Source organism: Pseudomonas sp. D8002 (genome assembly GCF_013385695.1).
GTDB lineage: Bacteria > Pseudomonadota > Gammaproteobacteria > Pseudomonadales > Pseudomonadaceae > Aquipseudomonas.
On record NZ_JACAPM010000004.1, the window covers coordinates 258,076 to 282,578 of the forward strand.

Consider the following 24,503-nt stretch of genomic DNA (forward strand, 5'->3'; position numbering starts at 1 on the left):
GCATCAAGCCTGCCAGCGCTTTTTGAGTGTTCGTCCATGGGGGGCAATCCGTTCAAATAGCTACCGCCGAGTGCCGGGGACGACTGATTAAGGTCATTGCCTTAATTTCCCTATCGGTACTCGTTTATGCCAGCACCTCAAGCCTCCACCTCGCTCCTGCCGGGCGGCGAAGGGCGTCACTATGCACAGATCAAAGCCGCCATCCCCGAAAGCCTGGTCAGCGCATCTCCTGCCCTGCGTGCAGCCATCACGCAGGCCAAGCCAGAGATCCCCGCCTGGTATGCGGCCACCACCCCGGCACAGAAGGCTGCGCTGCAAAACCTGTTGGAGGCGAGCATCAAGTCTCACACTGCACTGGAGCAAGCGACCGGCAAGGTGCAAGAGGTCAACGCCTTCGCCCGGCCATTGCTTGAAGCCACGTTGAAGGCCGCCGGGTTTGAGCTGGACGTCAACCAGGTGCATCTGCGCCTCTATGTACCGGTCGAAGGACTAGCGACAGGCTACCGGACCAAGACTTTGTCCCTGTTGCAAGCGGCCTTGAACAATTTTGAAGCGCGCGAGACCCGCGCCGGGTTCTTCGACAGTGCTTCAGGCTTTATCACCGCTCCCGGCGCGGATGGCCGTTTCGAGCGCCATACCACGACCCTGACGATCGAGACCTTCGCCCGGTTATGCCGCGACCTGGACCTGGGCAGGCTGTACCAGGAACACCTCACCACCTACCTGCTGCCCGTGCAAACCGTGTCCAGGAACCTGCTGCGTGAACGCTTTATCACCCGGCAAAAGGACGCCTTCAGAGCCGCCGCCTACGTGGCGTTGCTCAAAGGTGATATTCGCAGCGACGACTACGCGCTACTGCTGCGCATCGCCAATGGCGAGCGACGCATCAAGCACGAAGGCAAGCAGGTCTGGCACCGCTGGCCCAGTATCATGGAACTGCAAATGCACGGCTGCCTCATGATCGACCCGAGCGTGGAGCATGGGTATGGCACCTGGCTTATCGTCTACATCCCCGACCACCCCGAGCACCCCATCAAGCGCTACAAAACCTTTGCCGACTATGCAGAGGAAACGACCCGTGAGCTGACCGCTTACAGGCCAGAGGACTATTGGGACAGCAGGGGTGTTCAGGTCACGGCCCACCAACAGTTTTTCTCACGGTTCATCGGGAAAAAATACCTGGCTTACTACTACGGGCGGTTCACCGAGAAACGCGTCGATGAACCGCAAGGGCGCGTGGCCCTGGGCCCTGATCCAGCGTGGCGACAGTACTACGCTAGAAAATCCCTTACCGAACTCCAGGCGATCAACGCCGTCATAAAGTCCCCGCGACATATCAGCCGCACGCCGCAGGACCAGCCAAACCTGAACCTCAACGCCCACCCGATCAAGGGGCTGTGGATCGACGTCGACCCTTGGGACGAGCTGTACGCCGACATGCGCAAGCGCGCACTCGACGATGGGTTGAGCATGGCGATACCCACCGCTCACACCGACGCGGCTGGCCACGACCGGCGGATGGCGCATCTGATGAACATCGGCCTGTTCACCTTGAACCTGGTGTCGATGTTCATTCCGCCCTTGGGTGCACTGATGGCGGTGGTCACGGCCGGGCAACTGCTGTACGAAGTGCTGGAGGGCGTGGTTGAACTCGGCCAGGGTGACCGCGAGGCCGGCTGGGCGCATATCGCTGACGTGCTGGAAAATCTCGCGCAACTGGCGGTGGGCGGCGCTGCGTTGCATATCAGCCTGTCGCCGTTTATCGAAGGACTCAAGGCGGTCAGGCTGCCGTCGGGCAAGGCCCGCTTGTGGAAGCCGGACCTTGCGCCCTATGCGCAGGACATCCGACTGCCGGCAGGCTCGGTTCCCGACCAGGCGGGACTACATACCGTCAATGGGCGCCAGGTGGTGTCGGTGGACGGCAATCGCTACGCCGTGACCGCGCAAGACGAACCGGGCGTGTACCGGGTCCAGCACCCCAGCAGGCCCGAGGCGTATGAGCCTCAGATCGTCAACAACGGTTCTGGCGCCTGGACCCATGAGGCCGATGAGCCCCTGACGTGGCAAGGTGCTCCGCTGATGCGGCGACTGAGCCATGTAATGGAAGGCCTGAGCGATACGCAGTTGGAGCAGGTGCGCAAGATCAGTGACACCGACGAAAGCGTGCTGCGCCGGCTGTATGTGGAAAGCGAGCCCACTCCGGCCATCACACTCGATACGGCGGTGCGCATGCGGGCTTACGGGCGTGCCGAAAGCTTGAGTGGGCAGATCCTTGCGGGGTCGATGTCGATGGACCTGGGCAGCTACGCCGCGTCGTTGATGGTGGAAATGACCGGCTGGCCGCCCGGCAGGACCATCGAAGTATTTGACGGCCAGGGCACCAGCAGGACAGCTGCGTTGTATGGCCAACCTCATGCGCCCGGGACGGAACTGATCAGCATCAGCCGCATCGACCTGTTCGGCGGCAAGCTGCCGGCGTTGATCGTCGAGAGTTTGCCCGAGGAGCAGCTTAAAAACCTGCTCGGCCAGCATATGCCCTACGGGGCCGCGCTGCGTAGCCAGGCGTTGCAGGCTCGCCTGGGAATCTATGCAAAACAGTCCCTGCGGCGGGTGTTCGACAGCCTTTACCTCGGGCGGTCATCGCCTGGCAGCGCCGAACTGCAACTGTTCGCGCGCGACTTCAAAAGCCTGCCACCGGTCATGGTCGAGGAACTGCTGGAAGGTGCCAGCCCCTCGCAGAGGGCGAGCCTGGTCAACAATCGCAAGATTCCCCTGGAGCTGGCGCAGCAAGCGCGCCAGAAACTTGGGGAATTGCGCCTGGCCCGGGCGTATGAAGGGCTGTACCTGGATGCGTTGGCCAATGCTGACACTGAAGCCCTGGTGCTCAATACCCTTGAGCACCTTCCCGGTTGGCGGGACAGCCTGCGCATTGAAGTGCACGAAGGCTCGGTGAGCGGGCGCCTGCGTGCCAGCTATGGCCTGCCTGGGTCCAGCAACCTCAAACTGCTGGTGCGAGTGGGCGATGGTCAGTATCAGGTGTTTGACACCCAGGGCAACGAGTTACATGGGGTCGATAGCTTGTACGATTCCTTGCAGCACGCACTGCCGGAGGCCCATCGCCAGTCCGTGGGGTTGCCAGAGGTCGGGCAGGGGCCGCAACTTGGAAGGTTGATTCAACAGCACGCCCTGTCCCGTGCCGGCCTGCGCAAGGTGCTGGGCATGCAACCGTTGGGCTCACCCTTTTTCATTTCGCCGCAGCGCTCTTCTCGCGGGCGGATCGGTTATGCCTGGAGTGGTCGTGGTGCGGGCTCCTGGGAGCACAACGTTCGCCAGCGTATCAAAGCCCTCTACCCCACTTTTGACGAAGTGCAGATTGCCCAACTGCGTGCACCTTACACGCCGGCCGACGACACCTGGCTCATCTCTCTGGAGCAGGAGTACGAAATGCTCCGTTCCACCTTGGAGACCTGGGAAGCATCACCGATCCAGGGCTTTGGTGAGGCCAATAGCGCTGAATACCGAGAGCAGCGTGCCATCCGTAAAGAACTGCGCAAGGTGTTGATTCGCGCCTGGAGGCGTAACGGTGAGGTTGATGTGGATAGTTCCGGCAATCCCCTGGGCCAGAAGATCGAAGTGAGCGAGATTGACATACAACCTCAGTTGGCGTCGCTTCCGGCGCTGAGCGCCAACTTTGATCATGTCACTTACCTGGAAATATCCAGTGCGGAACTGACCAATGCCGTCGAGCCTTTCCTGGCTCCCTTTCGCGGCTTGCGCACCCTCAACCTGGAAGACAACCAGCTCACTCGCCTGCCCCTGTTGCTTGAGCATCTGCCCAGGCTTGAGACGTTGATACTGGCGGATAACGAGATTGTGCTGGACGTCGCGGCCGTCAACCGATTGAAGAACCTCACCCGGCTCCAGACACTCGAGCTGGAGTCCAATCCGCTGGGCATGGCGCCGGACATCAGCCGGATGCGCCGGCTGTATCACGTTTCATTGGGCGATACCGGGCAGCGTGGTTGGCCCATTGGGATCTTCGCCAGGCCTCGGCCTCGCGAGTTCAACCTGGACCTGGAAGGTAATGCGCTCGAGGTGCCGATAGTCGAGCCAGGTTCAGCGCAGGCTGCGATTCTTGCGCGCACCCGTGTTACTCGCTCCTTGCTGACGCCCGAAGGCCTTCGCCAGCTCAAGCAGTACATTGCATCTGTAGGTATGGACCCGGAGCGGCAGTTTCCACCCCGAGGGATGCAGGACAGCATCCAATGGAAGTCCGGCCTCACCGACATGCAGTGGAGGGACTTGCAGCCCCTATGGAATGCCTTGGAAGAGTCCAGGGGCGCCGAACCGTTTTTTAACGAAATCCGCAAGTTGAGCGAGTCTGCCGATGCAGTGTCGGAAGACTTCGCGCAAGACCTTACGGCCAAGGTCTGGCGAATGTTGCGCGCCATGTACGACGACACCCGGCTGCGTGAGAAGCTTTTCGACATGGCGAGGGCGCCTACCAGCTGCGTTGATGCGGGTGCCCAATTGTTCAATGCCATGGGGATCGAAGTGATGGTGTATGAGGCTTGGACCAACCCTCACCCCGACGTGGTCGAGCAACTGATGTTGACGGTGGCCAAAGGCAGGACCCGGCTCAACAAGCTGGGAGAAATTGCTCGCGCCCGGGTGGCGGCATTGAGTGAGCAAGGCCGCAAGTTCCCCAATGATCGGGACCGGGGAACCGACTCTGCTGGAAACCCCGAACGGGCTATCGACGAAGTGGGGGTCCATCTGGCGTTTTCCACCGGGTTGGCCCAACGGCTTGAGCTGCCCTGGCAATCAGCGGATGTGATGTACCCGGAACCCGACGTCACCCCGCAGATGCTGGACGATGCTTTTGATCGGGTCATGGCATTGGAGGAGGGCGACCTGCTCAGGGATGCGCTCGTCGAGCTGGACTTCTGGGGTGAGTACCTTGAGCGTTCGACGCCCGCGGCCTTTGTCTGGCTGACGCGCAAAAGGGCGGCGCTGGAAGACTTGACGAGTGCCCTGAATGATCTGGCGGCCAATGGTCGATTGCTTGAGTCGCAGAAGATGGCCCTGCGCAATACCCTGCGCAATTCGGCCCTGATGCTGGACAAGTCGGTTGAGGATTTTCCTCCCGGCACGCCCATGCACCAGGACGTCTATGATGCGCTTGCGGTGAAACTGCACGAGGAGCGCAAGGCGATTCTCCAGAGGCTCACTGACGAGGCTCTGGAAATCGCGCTTCAGAACAGAAAGTAACGCTGCGCCATCGGCAGCACATCCGCCGGTTCACACCACAGCAACACACCGTCGGCCTTGACCTGGTAGGTCTGCGGGTCAACCTCGATATCCGGCAGGTAATCGTTGTGGATCAAGTCGGTTTTCTGCACCGCGCGGCAACCCTTGACCACGGCGATCTGCTTCTTCAACCCCAACTGCTCCGGCAGGCCTGCCGCCAACGCCGCCTGGCTGATAAAGGTCAGGCTGGTGGCGTGCAGCGAGCTGCCGAAGCTGGCGAACATCGGGCGGTAGTGCACCGGTTGCGGCGTCGGGATCGAGGCGTTGGCGTCGCCCATCAGGCTTGAGGCAATCGCGCCGCCCTTGAGAATCAGCGTCGGCTTGATCCCGAAAAACGCCGGGCGCCACAGCACCAGGTCGGCCCACTTGCCCACTTCAATCGAGCCCACTTCGTGGCTGATGCCGTGGGTAATCGCCGGGTTGATGGTGTACTTGGCGATGTAGCGTTTGGCGCGGAAGTTGTCATTGCCTTCGCCGTCGCCAGGCAATCGCCCGCGCTGTTTTTTCATCTTGTCGGCGGTCTGCCAGGTACGTGTGATCACCTCGCCAACCCGCCCCATGGCCTGGCTGTCGGAGCTGATCATCGAGAACGCGCCGAGGTCGTGAAGGATGTCTTCGGCGGCAATCGTTTCGCGGCGGATGCGGCTTTCGGCAAAGGCCACGTCTTCGGCAATGCTCGGGTCCAGGTGATGGCAGACCATCAACATGTCCAGGTGTTCGTCGATGGTGTTGCGGGTGAACGGCCGGGTTGGGTTGGTGGAGCTGGGCAGCACGTTGGGGAAGCCACAGGCCTTGATGATGTCTGGCGCGTGACCGCCACCGGCACCTTCGGTGTGGTAGGTGTGGATGGTACGGCCCTTGAAGGCGGCGAGGGTGGTTTCGACAAAGCCGGATTCGTTGAGGGTGTCGCTGTGGATCGCCACCTGCACGTCGTACTCGTCGGCGACGCTCAGGCAGTTGTCGATGCTCGCTGGCGTGGTGCCCCAGTCCTCGTGCAGCTTCAAGCCAATGGCACCGGCCTTCACTTGTTCGATCAACGGCTCCGGCAGGCTGGCGTTGCCCTTGCCGGTGAAGCCGATGTTCATCGGGAACGAGTCGGAGGCCTGGAGCATGCGCGCCAGGTGCCATGGGCCGGAGGTGCAGGTGGTGGCGTTGGTGCCGGTGGCCGGCCCGGTGCCGCCGCCGATCATGGTGGTGACGCCGCTGGTCAGTGCTTCTTCGATTTGCTGCGGGCAAATGAAGTGGATGTGGGTATCGATGCCGCCGGCGGTGAGGATCATGCCTTCACCGGCAATCACTTCGGTGCTGGCGCCGACACAGATGGTCACGCCGGGCTGGATGTCCGGGTTGCCGGCCTTGCCGATGGCGGCGATGCGGCCGTTTTTCAGGCCGACGTCAGCCTTGACGATGCCCCAGTGGTCGATGATCAGCGCGTTGGTGATCAGGGTGTCGACCACCTCATGGGCGAGCAATTGGCTCTGGCCCTGGCCATCACGGATCACCTTGCCGCCGCCGAATTTCACTTCTTCGCCGTAGACGGTGAAGTCCTGTTCGACTTCGACGAACAGCTCGGTGTCGGCCAGGCGGACCTTGTCACCAACGGTGGGGCCGTACATGTCGGCGTAGGCTTGTCTGGAAATCTTCATGTGTTTAGTTCCTGATCGTTCCCACGCTCTGCGTGGGAATGTCGCCCTGGACGCTCTGCGTCCGCTCTTGAAGGTCGTGACGCGGAGCGTCACAGGATGCATGCCCACGCAGAGCGTGGGAACGATCATTAATCCAGGTCGCCCATGATGCGTCCGGCAAACCCGAACACCCGGCGTTTGCCACTCAGCTCAACCAGTTCCACTTCACGACTCTGCCCCGGCTCAAAGCGCACGGCGGTGCCGGCCGGGATGTTCAGGCGCATGCCACGGCTGGCAGCACGGTCGAACGTCAGTGCGTCGTTGGTCTCGAAAAAGTGATAGTGGGAACCAACCTGGATCGGCCGGTCGCCGCTGTTGGCTACGCTCAGGGTGGCGGTGCGCCGGCCCACGTTGAGTTCGATGTCGCCAGGCTGGATCTGAAATTCGCCAGGAATCATACAGGTTGCCCCAGGGTCTTGAAGTAGATGGCGGTCGGGGTGTAGCGCCCGTCCGGGCTTTGGCAGTAGTCGGGCAATTCACCGATCTTGGTATAACGCAGCGACTGGTAGAAGGCTTCGGCGCCGGAGCCGGCTTCGGTGTCCAGGTACAGCAGCCCGCGTTTGTACTGGCGGGCGCTCAGTTCCAAAGCGCTCATCAGTTGCTGGCCGAGGCCACGGCGCCGGGCCTCGCTGTGCACCAGCAGCTTCTGCACTTCGGCGCGGTTCAGGCCGTTGGCTTTCATGCACAGCGCCAATTGCACGCTGGCGATGACGTGTTCATCACGCACCACCACCCACAGCAGCAGGCTGCCATCGTTAAGACTGGCCTGCACGCCGTTGAGATAAGTGCCGGCCTGGGCTTCATCGAAGTCGGCCATGAAGCCCACCGATGCGCCGTGCTTCACGGCGTCCAGCAACAGCTCAATCAAACCCGGGCGGTAATGGGCAAAACTTTCGGCATTGACTCGACGCAGTTGGGCGTTCATCGGTGTCACTCCTTGGGCGGCACAGCGCCTGGGTTGAGCGTCAGTTGCATGAAGGTCAGGTCCAGCCAGCGGCCGAACTTGGTGCCGACCTGGGGCATCTGCCCGGTGGTGATGAAACCCAGGCGCTCATGCAGGCGGATCGAGGCCTGGTTGCCGCTTTCGATGGCGGCGACCATCACGTGTTTGTCGCAGGTTTTCGCCCGCTCGATCAGCACCTGCATCAACTGTGGGCCGAGGCCTTTGCCGCGCTGGTCGTTGCGCACGTACACCGAGTGTTCGACGGTGTGGCGAAAGCCTTCGAAGGGCCGCCAGTCACCGAACGAGGCATAGCCGATGACCTGCTCGTCTTCGACGGCCACCAGGACCGGGTAAAACTGTGACTGACGAGCGCTGAACCAGGCCTGGCGGTTGCCCAGGTCTACCGGTTGTTCGTTCCAGATCGCCGTGGTGTTGAGCACCGCGTCGTTGTAGATATCGCGAATCCCTGGCAAATCGGCGTGCACCGCATCACGAATCAAAAAGGACATGGTCGGGCCTCAGGCGATGGGTTGGTGGACGGTGACCAGCTTGGTGCCGTCGGGGAAGGTGGCTTCCACCTGGATGTCCGGGATCATTTCCGGGATGCCTTCCATCACCTGTTCGCGGGTGAGCAGGGTGGTGCCGAAGTGCATCAGCTCGGCCACGGTGCGGCCATCGCGGGCGCCTTCCATCAACGCGGCGGAGATGTAGGCGATGGTTTCCGGGTAGTTGAGCTTCACACCGCGCGCCAACCGTCGCTCGGCTACCAGGCCGGCGGTGAAGATCAGCAGTTTGTCTTTTTCCCGTGGGGTCAGGTCCATCGTTCAAGGTCCACTATGAAATACATTCGTAAAAACACCGGAGATCCAATGTGGGAGCGGGCTTGCTCGCGAATGCGGTGTGTCAGTGAATGCATCTTTGCCTGACCCACTGCATTCGCGAGCAAGCCCGCTCCCACATTTTTAATCTTCATGTGCTCCAGATTCTCGGTGATACCGCTTCTCGGCCCAGCACGGCCGGGCGCAGCAGGCGCCACAGTGCGATCAGCCAGGCTCGCGCCAGCAGCGCTTCACTGGCCAGGCAGCGGGCCACCAGCAGGCCGGGCAATTGGGTCAGGTCGCCGCGTACCGGGTGGGGCAGGGAGCGACATTGTTCGAGCAGTTCAGGGTCGATTTCGCCGGTCACCAGCAAGGTCGCAAACACCGGTTGCCCGTCCAGCCCGATGGGTGAGTCGAGCAAACCGTCGGCGCCCACAATGCGCTGGCGCTCATGCCAAATCAACTGGCCGTCGCGGCGGATATCCAGGTGCGACTGGAAGTGCCCGAGGTCGAAACGCTCGCCGCTGGCGGGGCGCCCGAGGGCGACCACGTCCCAGTAAAACAGCCGGGCATCGCCTTGCAGGTCGATGCGGGTGGTGAGTTCGGCCTGGGCGGCGCTGAACACGATGGTCTCCTGCGGCAGCCATTCCAGCGTCGCGCCCGCCTCAACCGTCAGCTCCAGTTTCTGATACGCCGGCCCGCCGGCGCGGTACCACTTGGCCGCGCCGGGGCTGGTCAGTTGCGCCCACGCACCTTCGGCGACATGGGCGCTGATATCGAGACGATCACCGCCGGCAATCCCGCCCGGCGGGTGCACGATGATGTGCTGGCACACCTCGGGGCCTTCGGCGTACAGATGCTTTTGCACCCGCAGTGGGCCGAGGTGGCGGCGCATCACTGGGCGCGTGGTGTCGCCGAAACGCGCGTAGCCGAGTTCCAGCTCGGCGTGCCAGCTTGGGGTGAACAGCGCGGTGGGGGCAGGTAGGGTCATGGTCAGTGCTTATCGTTAGGACGCTACAGATTAGATCGTAACGAGCCCGCGCACACCCTCGCTTTCCATATTTTCTCCACGCCCCTGCTGGACGATTTCGCCCCGGGACATCACCAGGTACTGGTCGGCCAGTTCCGCGGCAAAATCATAGAACTGCTCCACCAGCAGAATCGCCATGTCGCCGCGTGCCGCGAGCTTCTTGATCACCGCGCCGATCTCCTTGATCACCGACGGCTGGATGCCTTCGGTGGGTTCATCGAGGATCAGCAGGCGCGGGCGGCTGGCCAGGGCCCGACCGATAGCCAGCTGCTGTTGCTGGCCGCCGGACAAGTCACCACCCCGGCGTTGCTTCATTTGCAGCAGCACCGGGAACAGCTCGTAGATGAAGGCGGGCACTTCCTTGGCTTCGGAGCCGGGGAAGCGTGACAGGCCCATCAGCAGGTTTTCTTCCACTGTCAGGCGGCCAAAAATCTCCCGGCCCTGGGGCACGTAAGCGATACCGGCGTGCACCCGCTGGTGCGGCTTGAAGCCGGTAATGGCGCGGCCTTCCCAGTTCACCGCACCTTCCTTGGCCGGCAGCAAACCCATCAGGCACTTGAGCAAGGTGGTCTTGCCCACGCCGTTGCGGCCCAGCAGGCAGGTGACTTCGCCGACTTTTACCTCAAAGGAAAGCCCGCGCAGGATGTGGCTACCGCCGTAGTACTGGTGCAGCTTGTCGACTTGCAGCATGTTCAGTTCCCCTTAATGATCGTTCCCACGCTCTGCGTGGGAATGCCGCAATGGACGCTCCGCGTCCGCCGTGTGACGCAGAGCGTCACCGGATGCATTCCCACGCGGAGCGTGGGAACGATCAGGTTCAGCGGCCGAGGTAAACCTCGATCACCCGCTCATTTTCCTGCACCTGCTCCAGCGACCCTTCGGCCAGCACGCTGCCCTGGTGCAACACCGTCACGTGGTCGGCAATCGAGCCGACAAAGCCCATGTCGTGTTCCACCACCATCAGCGAATGCTTGCCCGCCAGGCGCTTGAACAGCTCGGCGGTGAACTCGGTTTCGGCATCGGTCATGCCCGCCACCGGTTCATCCAGCAGCAACAGTTGCGGGTCCTGCATCAGCAACATGCCGATTTCCAGGAACTGTTTCTGGCCGTGGGACAGCAAGCCGGCCGGGCGATTGACTGAAGCGGTGAGGCGGATGGTGTCGAGCACTTCGCTGATGCGGTCTTTCTGCTCACCACTCAAGCGCGCCCGCAGGCTGGCCCACACCGATTTGTCGGTCTTCTGCGCCAGCTCCAGGTTTTCAAACACGCTGAGGGCTTCGAATACCGTGGGCTTCTGGAACTTGCGACCGATGCCGGCCTGGGCGATCTGCACTTCGCTCATGCTCGTCAGGTCGAGGGTTTCGCCGAACCAGGCCTTGCCGTGGCTGGGCCGGGTCTTGCCGGTGATCACGTCCATCAGCGTGGTCTTGCCCGCGCCGTTGGGGCCGATGATGCAGCGCAATTCGCCGACGCCGATGTACAGGTTCAAGTCGTTCAACGCCTTGAAGCCGTCGAAGCTGACGCTGATGTCTTCCAGGGTCAGGATCGTGCCGTGGCGGGTGTTCAGGCCTTTGCCGGCCGCCTGGCCGAGGCCGATGGCATCGCGGGCGCTGCCCTGGTCTTTATTGGGTTCAAGGATAGGTTCGAGCATAAATTCGGCCGTCGCTGTGATCCTCATTGGTCGCCCCTCTTCTTCAGCAGGCCAATCACACCCTTGGGCAAATACAGGGTGACGATGATGAACAGCGCACCGAGGAAGAACAGCCAATACTCAGGAAACGCCACGGTGAACCAGCTCTTCATGCCGTTGACCACACCGGCGCCCAGCAGCGGGCCGATCAAGGTTCCACGCCCGCCGAGGGCCACCCACACAGCGGCCTCGATGGAGTTGGTCGGCGACATTTCGCTGGGGTTGATGATGCCCACTTGCGGCACATACAACGCGCCCGCCAAACCACACAGCACCGCGCTCAACACCCACACGAACAGCTTGAAGCCACGCGGGTCGTAGCCGCAGAACATCAGGCGGTTTTCCGCATCCCGCAGCGCCGTCAGCACCCGGCCGAACTTGCTCTGGGCCAGGCGCCAGCCGATGTACAGGCTCGCCACCAGCAACGCCACGGTGGCCACAAACAGCGCCGCTCGCGTGCCCGGCTCGGTGATGCCAAACCCGAGGATGCTGCGGAAATTGGTAAAGCCGTTATTGCCGCCGAACCCGGTCTCGTTGCGGAAGAACAACAGCATCCCGGCGAAGGTCAGGGCCTGGGTCATGATCGAGAAGTACACGCCCTTGATCCGTGAGCGGAAGGCGAAGAACCCGAACACCAGCGCCAGCAATCCCGGCGCCAACACCACCAGGCACATTGCCCAGAGGAAGTGGCTGGTGCCGGTCCAGTACCACGGCAACTCGGTCCACGACAAAAAGGTCATGAACGCCGGCAGCTCATCGCCGGACGCCTGGCGCATCAGGTACATGCCCATGGCATAACCGCCCAGCGCAAAGAACAGGCCGTGGCCGAGGGACAACATCCCGGCATAACCCCACACCAGGTCCAGCGCCAGGGCGACGATGGCATAGCACAGAATCTTGCCCACCAACGTCAGGGTATAGGCGGAAACGTGCAGCGGATTTTCCGGTGACAACAGCGAGAACAACGGCAGCGCCAGCAGCAGGATCAGCACCACTGCACCGACCGCGACAGTCACCTTGGGGCCGGCCTTTTGCGCGGCCGTAAGCATCAATGGCTGGTTCATCAGTCGATCACCCGTCCTTTCAGTGCGAAGAGTCCTTGCGGGCGTTTCTGGATGAACAGAATGATCAGCGCGAGGATCAGGATCTTGCCGAGCACGGCACCGATCTGCGGTTCAAGAATCTTGTTGGCTATCCCCAGGCCGAAGGCGGCCATGACGCTACCGGCCAACTGGCCGACACCGCCGAGTACCACCACCAGGAACGAGTCGATGATGTAGCTCTGGCCGAGGTCCGGGCCGACGTTGCCGATCTGGCTCAGGGCCACGCCACCGAGGCCCGCTATGCCGGAGCCGAGGCCAAAGGCGAGCATGTCCACGCGTCCGGTGGGCACGCCGCAGCAGGCGGCCATGTTGCGGTTCTGGGTGACGGCCCGCACGTTGAGGCCCAGGCGCGTCTTGTTCAGCAGCAGCCAAGTCAGCACCACCACGAACAGCGCGAAGGCGATGATCACGATGCGGTTGTACGGCAGCACCAGGTTGGGCAGCACCTGGATTCCCCCGGACAGCCACTCGGGGTTGGCCACTTCAACGTTCTGCGCACCGAACACCAGGCGCACCAGTTGGATCAGCATCAGGCTGATGCCCCAGGTGGCGAGCAGGGTTTCCAGCGGGCGGCCGTAGAGGTGACGAATCACCGTGCGCTCAAGGGCCATGCCGATGGCGGCGGTGACAAAAAACGCCACCGGCAGCGCGATCAGCGGGTAGAACTCGATGGCCTGGGGCACGTAGCGCTGCATCAGCAACTGCACCACATAGGTGGAGTAGGCGCCGAGCATCAGCATCTCGCCGTGGGCCATGTTGATCACCCCGAGCAGGCCGAAGGTGATCGCCAGGCCGAGCGCCGCCAGCAGCAGGATCGAGCCCAGGGACATGCCGCTGAAAGCCTGGCCGAGAATCTCGCCCACCATCAGTTTGCGTTTGACCTGGGCCAGGCTGGTCTCGGCGGCGGTGTGCACCGTGGCGTCGGCTTCGACGCCGGGGGCGAGCAGGGCTTCCAGGCGAGTGCGGGCCAGCGGGTCGCCGGTGCCGCCGAGCAAGCGCACGGCGGCCAGGCGCACGGCCGGGTCGGGATCTACCAGTTGCAGGTTGGCCAGGGCGAGACTGAGGGCTGTGTGTACGTCATCATTGGTTTCGCCGGCGAGTTGCTGGTCGAGGAATTTCAGCTGCGCAGGTTGTGCACTTTTTTGCAGAGTCTGGGCGGCGGCAAGGCGCACCTTGGGGTCGGCAGCGAGCAATTCCTGGCTGGCTTGCACGTTGTCGATCAGGCCGCGCAGGCGGTTGTTCAGGCGTACGGTCTTGGTTTCGCCGTTGACGCTGATCTGGCCTTGTTGCAGGGCGTCCACCAGCTCGATGCGCGCCGGGTCGGGCTGGGCGGCCCAGTCCTGGAGCAGCTTGGCTTGTTGCATCGGGTTGGCGTTGATGAAGTCTTCGGCGTCGCTGGCGTGTGCGGCGAGGGGCAGCAACAGCAGGGCGGCGAGGGTGAAGCGGTATAGGGCAGTGGGCATACAAAATGTCCTGATCATGCACGGACAATGTGGGAGCGGGCTTGCTCGCGAAAGCGCTGGCTCAGTTTCGGATGCGTCGACTGACACACCGCTTTCGCGAGCAAGCCCGCTCCCACATTTAGACCGAGTCGGTCTTAGTTGCTCTTGACGGCGTAATCCGGCTTCTTGTCATTCCCCGGAATGTACGGGCTCCATGGCTGCGCCCGAATCGGCTCCTGGGTCTGCCACACCACCGAGAATTGCCCGTCAGACTGGATCTCGCCGATCATCACCGGCTTGTGCAGGTGGTGGTTAGTCTTGTCCATGGTCAGGGTGAAGCCGGACGGCGCGGCAAAGGTCTGCCCGGCCATGGCTTCACGTACTTTGTCGACGTCGGTGGACTTGGCTTTCTCCACCGCCTGCGCCCACATGTGGATGCCCACGTAGGTGGCTTCCATCGGGTCGTTGGTCACGGCTTTGTCCGCGCCCGGCAGGTTGTGGGCCTTGGCGTAGGCTTTCCAGTCTGCGACGAATTTCTTGTTCACCGGGTTCTCCACCGACTGGAAGTAGTTCCAGGCGGCGAGGTTGCCCACCAGCGGCTTGGTGTCGATGCCGCGCAGTTCTTCTTCACCCACGGAGAAGGCGACGACCGGTACGTCGGTAGCCTTCAGGCCCTGGTTGGCCAGCTCTTTGTAGAACGGCACGTTGGAGTCGCCGTTCACGGTGGAGATCACTGCGGTCTTGCCACCGGCCGAGAATTTTTTGATGTTGGCCACGATGGTCTGGTAATCGCTGTGGCCGAACGGGGTGTAGACCTCTTCGATGTCTTTATCCGCTACGCCTTTGGAGTGCAGGAACGAACGCAGAATCTTGTTGGTGGTGCGCGGGTACACGTAGTCGGTGCCCAGCAGGAAGAAGCGCTTGGCGCCGCCGCCTTCTTCGCTCATCAGGTATTCCACCGCCGGGATCGCCTGCTGGTTCGGCGCCGCACCGGTATAGAACACGTTCGGCGACATCTCTTCGCCTTCGTATTGCACCGGGTAGAACAGCAGGCCGTTGAGTTCTTCGAACACCGGCAATACCGATTTGCGCGACACCGAGGTCCAGCAACCGAACACCACGGCGACCTTGTCCTGGGTCAGCAACTGGCGGCCCTTTTCAGCGAACAGCGGCCAGTTGGAAGCCGGGTCCACCACTACCGGTTCAAGCATCTTGCCGTTCACGCCGCCCTTGGCGTTGATCTCGTCGATGGTCATCAGCGCCATGTCTTTGAGCGAGGTCTCGGAGATCGCCATGGTCCCGGACAGCGAGTGCAGGATGCCGACCTTGATGGTCTCGGCGGCCTGTACCGTCCAGGTCATGCCCATCGCGGCGATGGATGCCGACAGTGTGAAAGCCTTGATCAAGCTGCGACGCTTCATTGTGCAATCTCCATGACTCAATGATGTGATGAGGGAGTGATTGCAAAGGCTGTGCCGGGGCGCGCAATCGTGGTGCGCGCGAGCCGTGACCGGGCTGTGGGGGTGGGCGATGCACCAATGCGGCGCCAATCAACGCAGGCTGTGCGTGCAGGCGCACCCTGATGGTGCCTGGCGCCCCGAGCCTTAACTATCTAATGCCTGCGTCCAGCCAAACCCTTGAAAGTGAAGCCTGCCTGGTGCCCCCGGCAACCCAGGGGCAGCGCCAGTTTTCTTAACTTCACTCAAGTGACGATGAACATGGACAGTACTCACATTCAAGACGATCAAGCGGCGAGCACGCGCAGGCCGGTTCCCCATCTGGGGCCGGCATTCGTCACCGACCATGATGCCGCCCATTGGGCGCATCAACAGATCGGCAACCGGCGCGAGACGGTATTTGGCGGGCTGGTTTTCAAGCGTGATGACGGGATGTACCTGCCAAGCGTGCCGGTGGCCGGCACCGCCACTGCATTCGATTTCCAGAGCGACCTGCTCAAGGTCGATGCCAACAGGAATTTCCTGGCGTACGAGGGCCACAGCGTTCACGCCCTGTACAGTTCGCGCGGCGAGGATGGCACCCGACGCTCCGCGCAGATACAGCACTGGACAGGCGCGCAGCGCCGCCTGGATCGCAGCTTTTTCCCCATCAATATCCTGCGCATCATCATCCAGGTGCGCATGCTGTGCACCCGTTACTACTTGTCCGGGTTCTATGGCTCGCTCATCCAGTATGAAAGCAGCGGCTCTGCGACTGAGGCCAGCTTCTTGAACCAGTTGATGGCGGCCAAGCCTGCGGCCGATTTCGACGACTACATCGCCTTTATCAATGAGACGGCCAGGGCCGGCTACCTGCGGGTCATCGTTGCCAACGCCGAGCTGGGTGGAAAGCCTGGCCAACTGCTGGCGCCGTGGACCCTCAATCAAACCCTGTCGCAAATCGGGCAGGACGCACTGGCGCCTCTCGCCAGCCAAGTCAGCCGCCGGTGGCAGGACGCGGTGCGATCAGTCTTGCCGCCGCTGGGGTTTGCACGGCAGGAGAGTCTCTTTGGCTACCTGTACAAAAGCGCGTCGAACCAGTACGTGGCCGAATTTCCGTCGGATGAACTCAAGGCAGCGTTTGCGCTGACCAGTGGCAAGTTGTCACTGCCAAAAGTGCACAAGGCGGACAGTGAGTTTTTGACCTTCGGTATTTACTGCTCCCTATCACCGCAAGCGAAACCGACCGTGGCGAAAGAGTCGTGGCTGGCGGAAAACTTCTTCACGGCTTCCGCGTTGGCTGCCGTGGTGATGATGGCGGGGACCGACGACCTGGGCTTGCACTTTTACTTGCGCGCTAACGACGGCGCGCTGCTGATGTATCACTGCACCGGCTCGCAGGCGCAGTCCCAGCTGTTCGCCAATCGCGGCGCGGATCTCGACGGACGCTTGAAGGACGCTACCTTGAGCCCTTCCGAGTTTGTCCGGCAAGTGGCTGCCGTGGGCACGCTGACGGTGGTTGAGCCCGGACGGGTGTGGGACAAGGCCGGAGTGGTAGGACCGCAATGGAGGGCCTTCGCGAAAGTCCATGCGTCGCTGAGCCCTGCCTTCGTCACTGCCGATGATGTCGCACGCTACCTGCATTACAAGGTGGGTTCACCCCACGGCTCTTTTCTCCAGGCTTACATCTTCAAGCGCAGCGATGGGCTGTTTGTGGCCTCCAGTCTGTCAAACCCTGAAAAGTGGCTGTCGTTGTGGGGTGGGGCATTGCCCACCGACAACGCTCTGACGCGGGTCGAGCTTGAAGGGCACCAAATGGTTGGCGAGTTCAATCGAGCTGTCTACGACCTGGCCGAGGTGCGTGCCAACTATCCTCAAAAAACCTCGCGACAGCTGGCGTTCCTGATCAGTACACCGTCGACTCAAGCAATCGACATGACGCTGGTTTTTTCCGATCAGATCAAGGTGCTTTACACCAGCGGAACAAACGGTACGTTGATCAAATACGCTGTCAGCGGCTCTCGGGCCGAGCGTGAATTCGGCGAGTACCTGGCACAAGTTGAACGCGATGGCCAGGGTGTGGCCCGCGTACAAGGGTTTGACGGCACGCGTGAAGGGCTGATCAAAGAGCTGGTAAAACTCGGTGAGTTGACGGTGCTGCTGGCGGATGAGACCTGGTACAACGTCCAGGGCCGGGTCCCGGCCACCTGGGAGCCCGAAACGCCTTTCGCCGCCGCAGCCCCCATTGATATGCCCCTGAGCTGGGTTTTCACTGACCTGGCAACCGCCGCCCGTTATGCCCATGACCGTATGCAGGCAACGGCGGATGGCCGGCGAGTCGGTTGCATCCTCAAGCACTCGAGTGCAGAGCAGTATGTGGTCAGCGAGCCTTGCGCACCGATACCCGCCGGCGAAACCCTTTTCGTGTTGGCGAATGTTTTTGGCAATGCCAGCCTGCCGCCAGGCTTCGCCCTGCGTGGCTGGTACTGCCGCAGCGCACCGGACGCCACCGGCATCGGCGCCGAACCCTGGTTGTACGAGGGCTTTATCGACACCACGGATTTTGCCCAGGGGATTGCCGCGCTGCGCATCCACCCCGAGAGCAATCTGGCCTTCTACCTCAGCACGGCGGACGGCGCTCAGCTGGCCTATGACGCCTCCGGCTCGGCCGAGGAAAGCCAGCTCTACCAGGTGCTGCCCGATGGCCGGGTGACGGACAACGGGCTGGGGGATGAACTGCGGGCCGCCACCGTGACGCCCCACGAGATGATCCAAAAGGTCGCCGCCGCCGGGGCGCTGTCGGTGTTGCAACCGGGCACGTTGTGGGATGTGGCGGGGCTGGTCGCCGACACCTGGCGACCTTACGCCCTGGCACCCCGCCCGCAACTGAGCCGCGGGTTTCTCCAGGTAGAAGACGCGGCACGCTATGCCCACGGGCAAATCGGCAGCTGGCGTGAGGGCGAATACTGCGGCTATATCCTGCAGCGCCCGGACGGTCTCTACGTGGCCACTGAGCCATTGCCGGCCAGCGACGCCGGGCGCTTTGCCCTGGGCGTTGTCTACCCTCAGGACGTCAAGGGCCGCTCACTGCTCCCGCCCGGTCACATGCTGAAGGCCGTGTACGGTTCCAGCCGCGGGGTTTCGTTGCTGGAACCCGAGCGCCTGCAGCGCCCGGGCTGGTCGCGGGACGATGCCTGCCTGGAGGCGCAGATGTTCAGCGCCCTGGACGTGCACACGCTGATCCGCAATCGCCAACAGGTGTCCGTGGCCTACCTGTCGGGCGCCGAAGATTGTTTGCTGGCGTATGACCTGATCGACTCTGCCGCCCAGGCGAACCTGTTCAAGGCGCTCGACCCCTTGCCCCATCGCAGCCCAACGGCCCTCAACCTGGCCAGCGGCACGCTGACGGCGCGGGAGTGGATCAGCCAGGTGGCGGCGGCCGGCAGCGTGCGGGTGGTGCAGGCCAACCCGTTGTGGGGCGCGCCGGGGCTGATCGCCGAACACTGGCGGCCACGCCTGCCGATACCCCGGCGCGAACGTCCGGAGCAGATTGCCTATGGCCCGGTCTGCGCCAGTGCCGCTGACGCGGCTCGGGCACTGCACACGCGCCTGGACCATGAAGCACCGACGCAAACCGGTTTCGGTTTCATGCTCAAGCATCGCGATCAGGACGCCTTTGTCTGCTCCGAGCTTGTACCCGCCTGGGATAGGGCCGGGCTGTTCGCCTTGAGCGCCGTGTTTGCCGTGGATGACGAAGGCGAGTTCATCTACCCCGCGGGTTATCAACTGCACGCCTTGGTTTACCGGCGCAACTGGATGCCACAGGGGCTGACCACCGCCGAACACTGGCTGGCGCAGCATTTTATTTCGGCCGGGGATCTGGCCAGTGCCACCGTCGAGGCCAAGCGCCAACGGGAGACAGGCGCACTGACGGGCTTGCCGGTGTTTATCTCGACACTGGACCAGGCGCTGCTGCAGGTACAAACGCCGGTGGCATCGACGCTGTTCAACCCGGTCCGCCAGTCGTCGGGGGTCTTTGAAGACGTGCAGACCTTGATGGCCAGCGGGCAGCTCTCGGCGGTCGGGTTTGTCAACGAAGTGGCGAAGTTGAGCTGGTTGAGCGTTTTGGTGCCGAGCGAATGCTGGGCGTTGGCGGGTAAGCTGGATGTCAGCCAGGCCCCATGGACCGCCTTCGCCAACTTTATGCGTCGCCCATTGAGCCCGCTGTTCAGCAACCAGGCCGATGCGGTGCGTTACGCCCACCAACAGCTGGGCACACAGCGCGACACGTTGCAAGGCGGGCTGGTGTTGCAGCGCAACGGCAAGTTTGTCGCGACCCTGGCGGTGCCGGTGTTGAGTGAAGACTTCGACCCGAACGTCATCCTGCCGGGCCTGGACGTCAGCCAGGCGCTGCTGGCCCCTGGTTGGAAAATGGTCGCGCGCTACCGGTCACGTGTCGCCCGGGTGCTGGAGTTCTGGTTACCCTCTGAAGAAAACGCGGTGTATCAAAACCTGTTCTCGACCAAAGTACTGGAGACCGCCCTGAAGTCGGGTCACCTGTGGACCCACGAATACCTGCTGACGCCCGACGGCTCACTCATCGGTTTCAGTACCCAGGACGCCGAGCGCAGCTTGCTGGATTCGGCCCATCGCAACGAAGCGACGCAGTTGCTCAGCCACCTGGAAACCTCCCTGGCCCCCAACAGCCTGGCGCTGCACGACCCTTACAGCAATGCCGTCGAGCAGCAGATGCGCAGCGGCCGCAAGAGCCCCACCGAGCTGGTCAATCAGCTGGCGCGGGTGGGGACTTTGCAAGTACTGGAGGGCGGCCCGTTGTGGGGCACTGCCCAGCGTGTGCTGCCGGGCTGGATGCCCGGCCTGGCCTACGTTGCACCGCAGGCGGCGGTCCATGCCGTGGCGGATCGGCAGCTGGGCCCGGTTTTCAAGCATGCTGACGACGCGGCACGCTATGGTCATCAATACGCCCAGGCGCGCGCCGATTTGAGTTTTGGCGTGATTCTCAAGTCCTCCGACAATGGGCATTTTGTCGCCTGCGCACCGGTCAAGGGCGACGACCTGGGCTTTGCCCTCGACCGGGCGTTCCTGCGCGGGCAGTTGCCGAGCGGGTACAGCCTGCAAGGCCTGTATCTGAGGCTGCCGCAGCGTGCTGCGCCCGAGTTGCCCCAGGCCGAAGGCTACGCGCAACTGATGGCTCCGGCCGTGGTGCTGGCGGCGCTGAGCTTTTTGCGGGTGGCACAGAGTGAGCGGTTCCTGGCGTTGCATGTGTCGTGTGCCGACGGCTCACTGTTTCGGTACCAGGCGGTGAGGATCGACCCGGACTGGGATTCCAGCCGCCGGCAGGCGGCGTATCTGAAACACCTCAACAGTCGTGGCAGCGTCGACAGCCATGTGTTGAAACTGGTGGAGTCCGGCGAGCTGCGGGTACTCGACAGCAGCCCGTTCTGGGATGCCTTGTTGCCCCGGATAAAGCGCCTGGCCACGACACTGGCAGTGCGCGATACCCGCATGGCCCTGGGCCCGTTGTGCGCCCACCCGGACGATGCCGCGCGCCAGGTATGGCAACAGGTTGTGCCGCTGGAGCACCAGGCGCGGCTGGGAGCGGTGCTGGGCAACGGCGACAGCGACACCTTCATCGCCGTGCAACCGGTGGCAGACCCGGGCCCCTCGGTGGCCGTGGGACTGCGGCCGGACACACCGGCCTACAAGGCATTGTTCGAAGGCATCATGAACCTCGGCTACCCCGGCACATCGACCCGCTACCCGGCGGGCTACAAGGTGATGGGCGTCCAGCAGTTGTTCAAGCTCGACACCGAGCGCCAGCATCTGGCGGATCGCTACGAAGAAGGCCTGGCCCACAACTTCATTGCCCAGAAGGAAATCCGCGGGTTCATCGAGATGCTGCGCCAGGACAAGATCGCGGGGGCGCGTTACTACTTCACCCCGGTGCACGGCGCGTTGATTGTGTATGAGCCCAGCTATCACGCGGACGAAAGCCAGTTGCTGCGCGATGACTGGATCGACGAAGACACGGGTGTGGTGAAGGTCAAGCCCAGCGAGGTGATCCGCCGGTTGGCGACCTCGGGCAAGCTGACCATCCTGGAAACCGATCGCTTCTGGCAACCCCGCAGCCAGGTGGCGCGGCGCTTGTTGCATGCATTCAAGCAGGCCGACCAGGGGGGTTAACGCCGCCGCATCAGCCCGATAAAAAACAGCCCGCCAATGGCCGCCGTGGCCACGCCGATGGGCAGGTCTTCGGGGGCAATCATTGTGCGGGCCGCCACATCCACCCACACCAGGAACACACTGCCCAACAGCACGCACACCGGCAGCAAACGCCGGTGTTCGGCACCTACAAGGCGCCGGGCAATGTGCGGCACCATCAGCCCGACAAAGCCGATGGAGCCGCTGATGGACACCAGCACGCCGGTCATCAGCGAGGCGATCAGGAACACCTTGAGCCGCACATTGCGCGCGTTCAGGCCCAGGGTCACGGCGGTCTGCTCGCCAGCCATCAGCGCGTTCAACGGGCGAGCCATCCCCAGCAGCAACACCAGCCCCAGCAACACCGTGGCGAAGGGAATGGCCAGCAGTTCCCAGCGCGCCAACCCGAGGCCGCCGAGCATCCAGAACATCACCGCCGAGGCCGCGCGATGGTCGCCCATGAACAGCAGCAAATTGGCCACGGCCATCATCACGAACGACACCGCCACCCCGCACAGCAGCAGGCGGTCGCTCTCCAGCCGACCGTTGCGACTGGCCACCGCCAGCACCACGATCATGCTCAGCAACGCACCGATGAACGCGGCGATGGGCAGGGTCAGCAAGCCGATCACTTCACCCACATGCAGCACCACGATCACCGCGCCGAGGGTGGCGCCGGAAGTCACGCCCAGCAGGTGCGGATCCGCCAGCGGGTTGCGCGTTACCGCCTGCAACACCGCACCGATCAACGCCAGCCCGGCGCCCACCAATGCGCCGAGCAGCATGCGCGGCACGCGGATCAGCCACACGATATGTTCCTGCCCCGCGCTCCAGTCCATCTCGCCAACGCCGAAGGCTTTATGCAGCAGGATCCGCCACACCACGTCCACCGGTACCCGCGCCGAGCCGAACCCCAGCGAGACCACGCACGAGATCAGCAACAACGCGCCGAGGGCACTCAGCAGCAGGGCATAGCGACGGTTGATCATTCGCCGTGAAACCCCTTGGCCAGGGTTTCAACCGCCAGCACGTTGTCGATGCCCGGCGTGGCCTGCACGTAGGGGATCACGATAAAGCGCTGGTTCTTGATCGCGTCCACCGATTGCAGCGCCGGGTTGTTCAGCAGGAACTGCTCTTTTTGCTCGGCGGTGATTTCGCTGTAGTCGACGATCACGATGACCTGCGGGTTGCGCTCCACCACGGTTTCCCAGTTGACCCGGGTCCAGCTGGCGTCCACGTCATCGAGAATGTTGCGCCCACCGGCGGCGTCGATCAGCGCCTGGGGCATGCCCAGGCGGCCGGAGGTCATGGCGCGGTCTTCGCCGCTGTCGTAGAGGAACACGCGGGGCTTGTCGGCCGGCAGGTTTTCCTGCACTTGGGCGACCTGTGCCTGCATCTGTGCGATCAAGGCATTCGCGCGGTCCTGCACATCGAAGATCTTGCCCAGGTTGCGCAGGTCGTTATAGGTGTCTTCCAGGGTGGCCGCCGGGCGCTTCATCACGAAGGCACAGGACTCGGTCAGCTCGTAGACGTTGATGCCCAACGGTTGCAGGGTTTGCGGGGTGAGGTCGCCACCGACGCGCATGCCGTAGTCCCAGCCGGCGAAGAAGAAGTCGACGTTGGCGTTGAGCAGGGTTTCCACCGACGGGTATTTGCTCGCCAGTTCCGGCAGGCCGTCGAGGATCTGCGCCATTTCCGGGGTGACCGACTTCCAGCCGGTCACGCCGCTGTAGCCGGCCATGTGCGACTTGAGGCCCAGGGCGAGCATCATCTGGGTCATGTTGATGTCGTGGCTGACCGCGTGTTTTGGTGCCTCGGCGAAGGTCACTTCGCGGTTGCAGCTCTGGATTTTCAGCGGGTAATGGGTCGCTTCGGCGAACGCCTGGGAAGTGCCGAGCAGCAACGCGAGAGACAGCAGGGAGCGCAGGATCATGGTTGGGTTATCCAGGTGATTCGGGGGTAGCCGGACAAGGGGTGAGTGTCGATCAATGCTTCAACGCCGAACACTTCGCGCAGCAATTCGGCGGTCAGCACTTCGTGAGGTGTGCCGCTGGCGACGATGCGCCCGTGGTTGATCACATACAGCCGATCGCAGAACGCGGCGGCCAGGTTCAGGTCGTGAATGCTGGCCAGGGTGCCGATGTTCAGGCGCTTGACCAGTTGCAGCAATTGCAGCTGGTAGCGCGGGTCGAGGTGGTTGGTCGGTTCGTCGAGGATCAGCAGTTGCGGTTGCTGGGCCAGGGCGCGGGCGAGGATCACCCGCTGTTTTTCTCCGCCCGAGAGGGTGGCGAAGGCGTGGTCTTCAAAGCCCAGCAGGCCGACGTTATCGAGGGCCTGGCGGATCAGGTTCTGGTCTTCAAGCGTATCGCTGTCGAACAGGCCCTTGTGCGGTGTGCGGCCCATGGCGACCACTTCATCCACCCGCAAGCCGAAGGCGTCGGGAAACTCCTGGAGCACCACGGCAATGCGTTGCGCGCACCACTTCGAGGATTGCTTCCAGACGTTCTGGTGTTCCAGCAGCACCTCACCGTCAGCCGGTTTGCTGAACCGATAGGCGCAGCGCAGCAGGCTGGTCTTGCCGCTGCCGTTGGGGCCGATCAGCCCGACGAACTCACCGGCGTTCACGTGCAGGCTGGCGTCACGCAGTTGGAACTGGTGATGACAGTGCTCGTGGCCTGGTGGGGTCCAGGCGAGGGCGGTGAGGTTGAGTGAGGTCATCTTTACTCTCAGGTCCAACACAGAACAAATGTGGGAGCGGGCTTGCTCGCGAAAGCGGTGGATCAGTAACAGATACAGTGCCTGACACACCGCATTCGCGAGCAAG

16 protein-coding genes are annotated in these 24,503 nt (G+C 62.8%); 2 read left to right on the forward strand and 14 right to left on the reverse strand.

Annotated features, from left to right (window positions below):
- Window positions 1-126: 126 nt before the first annotated feature.
- Complete coding sequence (locus HX807_RS02480) at window positions 127-5,271, forward strand: dermonecrotic toxin domain-containing protein (protein ID WP_177049138.1); 5,145 nt, start codon at window positions 127-129, stop codon at window positions 5,269-5,271.
- Here HX807_RS02480 and ureC read toward each other — a convergent pair.
- The 11 genes from ureC to urtA form a co-directional block, all read right to left on the reverse strand.
- On the reverse strand, window positions 5,256-6,956 hold the full coding sequence (gene ureC / locus HX807_RS02485; RefSeq protein ID WP_003217391.1) for an urease subunit alpha: 1,701 nt from the start codon (window positions 6,954-6,956) through the stop codon (window positions 5,256-5,258). The two genes, HX807_RS02480 and ureC, sit on opposite strands and share 16 nt — an antisense overlap.
- 128 nt (window positions 6,957-7,084) lie before the next feature.
- A complete protein-coding gene (locus tag HX807_RS02490; protein ID WP_003217389.1) occupies window positions 7,085-7,393 on the reverse strand; it encodes an urease subunit beta in 309 nt (102 codons plus the stop codon).
- On the reverse strand, window positions 7,390-7,920 hold the full coding sequence (locus HX807_RS02495) for an N-acetyltransferase (RefSeq protein ID WP_177049140.1): 531 nt from the start codon (window positions 7,918-7,920) through the stop codon (window positions 7,390-7,392). The genes HX807_RS02490 and HX807_RS02495 overlap by 4 nt, the downstream gene beginning before the upstream one ends.
- Before the next feature lie 5 nt (window positions 7,921-7,925).
- Window positions 7,926-8,447 (reverse strand): GNAT family N-acetyltransferase, encoded by a 522-nt coding sequence (locus HX807_RS02500; protein WP_003217385.1) that lies wholly within the window; start codon window positions 8,445-8,447, stop codon window positions 7,926-7,928.
- Window positions 8,448-8,456: 9 nt separating this feature from the next.
- Window positions 8,457-8,759 carry an urease subunit gamma gene (gene ureA / locus HX807_RS02505; protein ID WP_003217383.1) on the reverse strand — a complete coding sequence of 101 codons (303 nt, stop codon included), beginning with the start codon at window positions 8,757-8,759 and terminating at the stop codon, window positions 8,457-8,459.
- Between the two features lie 148 nt (window positions 8,760-8,907).
- The gene (locus tag HX807_RS02510; RefSeq protein WP_003217381.1) at window positions 8,908-9,747 is read right to left on the reverse strand and encodes an urease accessory protein UreD; all 840 of its coding nucleotides are present in this window, start codon (window positions 9,745-9,747) and stop codon (window positions 8,908-8,910) included.
- A 30-nt stretch (window positions 9,748-9,777) separates the two neighbouring features.
- Window positions 9,778-10,476, reverse strand: a complete 699-nt coding sequence (gene urtE / locus HX807_RS02515; protein ID WP_003217380.1) for an urea ABC transporter ATP-binding subunit UrtE — start codon at window positions 10,474-10,476, stop codon at window positions 9,778-9,780.
- Window positions 10,477-10,603: 127 nt separating this feature from the next.
- On the reverse strand, window positions 10,604-11,464 hold the full coding sequence (gene urtD, locus HX807_RS02520; RefSeq protein WP_003217378.1) for an urea ABC transporter ATP-binding protein UrtD: 861 nt from the start codon (window positions 11,462-11,464) through the stop codon (window positions 10,604-10,606).
- A complete protein-coding gene (gene urtC, locus HX807_RS02525; RefSeq protein ID WP_177049142.1) occupies window positions 11,461-12,540 on the reverse strand; it encodes an urea ABC transporter permease subunit UrtC in 1,080 nt (359 codons plus the stop codon). Before urtC ends, urtD begins: the two co-directional genes overlap by 4 nt.
- Entirely contained in the window at window positions 12,540-14,042 is a 1,503-nt protein-coding gene (urtB, locus tag HX807_RS02530; RefSeq protein WP_177049144.1) for an urea ABC transporter permease subunit UrtB, read from the reverse strand. The genes urtC and urtB overlap by 1 nt, the downstream gene beginning before the upstream one ends.
- Window positions 14,043-14,176: 134 nt before the next feature.
- Window positions 14,177-15,442 carry an urea ABC transporter substrate-binding protein gene (gene urtA / locus HX807_RS02535; protein ID WP_003217372.1) on the reverse strand — a complete coding sequence of 422 codons (1,266 nt, stop codon included), beginning with the start codon at window positions 15,440-15,442 and terminating at the stop codon, window positions 14,177-14,179.
- A gap of 297 nt (window positions 15,443-15,739) precedes the next feature.
- On the opposite strand from urtA, the gene HX807_RS02540 reads away from it, so the two are divergent.
- On the forward strand, window positions 15,740-21,661 hold the full coding sequence (locus tag HX807_RS02540; protein WP_177049146.1) for a hypothetical protein: 5,922 nt from the start codon (window positions 15,740-15,742) through the stop codon (window positions 21,659-21,661).
- Here the strand turns inward: HX807_RS02540 and HX807_RS02545 are convergent.
- Genes HX807_RS02545 through HX807_RS02555 form a run of 3 tightly spaced genes read right to left on the reverse strand, consistent with a single transcriptional unit; the run spans window position 21,658 to window position 24,397 of the window.
- Window positions 21,658-22,668 (reverse strand): iron ABC transporter permease, encoded by a 1,011-nt coding sequence (locus tag HX807_RS02545; RefSeq protein ID WP_177049149.1) that lies wholly within the window; start codon window positions 22,666-22,668, stop codon window positions 21,658-21,660. The genes HX807_RS02540 and HX807_RS02545 overlap by 4 nt on opposite strands.
- The gene (locus HX807_RS02550; RefSeq protein WP_008439045.1) at window positions 22,665-23,612 is read right to left on the reverse strand and encodes an ABC transporter substrate-binding protein; all 948 of its coding nucleotides are present in this window, start codon (window positions 23,610-23,612) and stop codon (window positions 22,665-22,667) included. Before HX807_RS02550 ends, HX807_RS02545 begins: the two co-directional genes overlap by 4 nt.
- The gene (locus tag HX807_RS02555; RefSeq protein WP_003217364.1) at window positions 23,609-24,397 is read right to left on the reverse strand and encodes an ABC transporter ATP-binding protein; all 789 of its coding nucleotides are present in this window, start codon (window positions 24,395-24,397) and stop codon (window positions 23,609-23,611) included. Before HX807_RS02555 ends, HX807_RS02550 begins: the two co-directional genes overlap by 4 nt.
- Window positions 24,398-24,503: the final 106 nt, after the last annotated feature.

Bases quoted from the DNA above. Each gene is read 5' to 3' on its own strand.
- HX807_RS02480 (WP_177049138.1), top strand. From the start codon at position 127: ATGCCAGCACCTCAAGCCTCCACCTCGCTCCTGCCGGGCGGCGAAGGG.
- ureC (WP_003217391.1), bottom strand. From the start codon at position 6,956: ATGAAGATTTCCAGACAAGCCTACGCCGACATGTACGGCCCCACCGTT.
- HX807_RS02490 (WP_003217389.1), bottom strand. From the start codon at position 7,393: ATGATTCCTGGCGAATTTCAGATCCAGCCTGGCGACATCGAACTCAAC.
- HX807_RS02495 (WP_177049140.1), bottom strand. From the start codon at position 7,920: ATGAACGCCCAACTGCGTCGAGTCAATGCCGAAAGTTTTGCCCATTAC.
- HX807_RS02500 (WP_003217385.1), bottom strand. From the start codon at position 8,447: ATGTCCTTTTTGATTCGTGATGCGGTGCACGCCGATTTGCCAGGGATT.
- ureA (WP_003217383.1), bottom strand. From the start codon at position 8,759: ATGGACCTGACCCCACGGGAAAAAGACAAACTGCTGATCTTCACCGCC.
- HX807_RS02510 (WP_003217381.1), bottom strand. From the start codon at position 9,747: ATGACCCTACCTGCCCCCACCGCGCTGTTCACCCCAAGCTGGCACGCC.
- urtE (WP_003217380.1), bottom strand. From the start codon at position 10,476: ATGCTGCAAGTCGACAAGCTGCACCAGTACTACGGCGGTAGCCACATC.
- urtD (WP_003217378.1), bottom strand. From the start codon at position 11,464: ATGAGGATCACAGCGACGGCCGAATTTATGCTCGAACCTATCCTTGAA.
- urtC (WP_177049142.1), bottom strand. From the start codon at position 12,540: ATGAACCAGCCATTGATGCTTACGGCCGCGCAAAAGGCCGGCCCCAAG.
- urtB (WP_177049144.1), bottom strand. From the start codon at position 14,042: ATGCCCACTGCCCTATACCGCTTCACCCTCGCCGCCCTGCTGTTGCTG.
- urtA (WP_003217372.1), bottom strand. From the start codon at position 15,442: ATGAAGCGTCGCAGCTTGATCAAGGCTTTCACACTGTCGGCATCCATC.
- HX807_RS02540 (WP_177049146.1), top strand. From the start codon at position 15,740: ATGGACAGTACTCACATTCAAGACGATCAAGCGGCGAGCACGCGCAGG.
- HX807_RS02545 (WP_177049149.1), bottom strand. From the start codon at position 22,668: ATGATCAACCGTCGCTATGCCCTGCTGCTGAGTGCCCTCGGCGCGTTG.
- HX807_RS02550 (WP_008439045.1), bottom strand. From the start codon at position 23,612: ATGATCCTGCGCTCCCTGCTGTCTCTCGCGTTGCTGCTCGGCACTTCC.
- HX807_RS02555 (WP_003217364.1), bottom strand. From the start codon at position 24,397: ATGACCTCACTCAACCTCACCGCCCTCGCCTGGACCCCACCAGGCCAC.